This window comes from Nonomuraea longispora (genome assembly GCF_004348345.1).
Lineage (GTDB): Bacteria > Actinomycetota > Actinomycetes > Streptosporangiales > Streptosporangiaceae > Nonomuraea > Nonomuraea longispora.
The window spans coordinates 1-1,472 of the sequence record NZ_SMJZ01000427.1 but is presented as its reverse complement, the minus strand read 5'-3'; the positions used below and the strand labels follow the sequence as shown (position 1 = coordinate 1,472).

Below are 1,472 nucleotides of genomic sequence, written 5' to 3'. Positions count from 1 at the left end.
GCCCAGGCGCCCGCCCAGGCGCTCGGCCAGCAGCGCCGTGGCCGCCTCCCTGCCGAGACCCATGAGCGGAACCCTGCGCAGGTGGGGCAGATCGGTGCCGTGGCCCTCGTCGGCCCGCGCCGCCAGCATCAGCGCGACCGGTTCGTTGTCGAGCCGGCGGGCGACGAACGCCAGCGTCATCAACGTCGGCTGGTCCGCCCAGTGCGCGTCGTCGACGACGCACAACACCGGCCGCTCACCGGCCAGCAACGACAGCAGCGACAGGCTCGCCAGGCCCACCAGGAACGGATCGGGCGCGCCACCGTGCGCCCGCCCGAACAGGATGTTCAGTGCCTGCGCCTGCGGCCCGGGCAGCTCGCCGACCGAACCGAGCGCGGGCATGAGCAGTTGGTGCAGGCTCGCGTACGCGAGGTCCGCCTCGGGCTCGACGCCGACCGCGCGGAGCACCTGGAAACCGGATGCCCGCTCCTCCGCGTACGACAGCAGCGCCGTCTTGCCGATGCCCGGTTCGCCGTGCAGCACCACCCCGCCGCCGCGTCCCTCCGCGGCGCGGCGCAGCAACGAGTCCAGCAGTTCGGTCTCGTCGGCTCGCCCCAGCACACGCCGAGCATAGAAAGCACCGGCATCCCTGACAATCTCCCCGACCCGCCCTCGTCGTTCGGCCTGTGGTGGCCGGCCTGCTGATGAGACCGGCGACTTCGCCGATGCGGGGCGGGGCGGCGCCCGCCTAGCGTCGGTCGCGTACCGGAAACCCGCGAGACGAACCGGGGGCGAGGCCGCCATGACGTGCGGAGTTCTGAGGGGCCGTACCGCCATCGTCGCCAGCGCCGGGCGCGGCATCGGCCACGGCGCCGCCGCGACGTCGTGCGCGCTCAGCAGGGCGGGCGCCAGCGTGGTGCTCGCCGCCCGCGACGGCCGGGCCCTGGCGGCGCTGGCCGCCCACCTGGGCGCGGCGGGTGGCCAGGCGGTCGCCGTCCCCACGGACCTGGCCAGTCCGGTGTCGGTGCGGCGGCTGGTCGAGCAGACCCTCGGCGCGTTCGGCCGCCTCGACGCCGCCTGCAACGACATCGCCTGCGCCGGGTGTTGCGCCGCCGGAGCCGATGCGGGTCCGTGCGCCGCCGACTGTGCCGCCTGGGCCGCCGACTGCGCGGACGACTGGGCGGACGCCGGATGTGACGGCGCCGCTCAGGTGCGGGCCATGTCGCCGGCGTTGAGGTACGAGGCAGAGGCGATGCGCCGGAGCGGCGGCGGCCACGTCGTCAACCTGACGTCCTGCCGTGGTTCGCGGGCCGCCGTGATCGAGCTGACCCGCAGGGCGGCGCTTGACCTGGCAGGCTCCGGCGTCCGCGCCAACGCCGTGGTCGCCGGCCCGGTCGGTGGTGCGGTCGGTGGTGCGGTCGGTGGTGCGGTCGGTGGTGTGGTAGACGGTGCGGAGGGCCGAAGGGGCGGCGGGGCCGGAGACGGTCCGGACG

The 1,472-nt window shown here is 75.5% G+C and carries 2 protein-coding genes; one reads left to right on the top strand and one right to left on the bottom strand.

Annotation, left to right across the window (positions count from 1 at the left end; all coding sequences use genetic code 11):
* Positions 1-600: ATP-binding protein (locus tag E1267_RS43735; protein WP_165960137.1), on the bottom strand; the 600-nt coding region annotated here is incomplete at its 3' end.
* Between the two features lie 181 nt (positions 601-781).
* Here E1267_RS43735 and E1267_RS43730 point away from each other — a divergent pair.
* A partial coding sequence (locus tag E1267_RS43730; protein WP_132342204.1) for an SDR family oxidoreductase occupies positions 782-1,472 on the top strand: 691 nt, incomplete at its 3' end.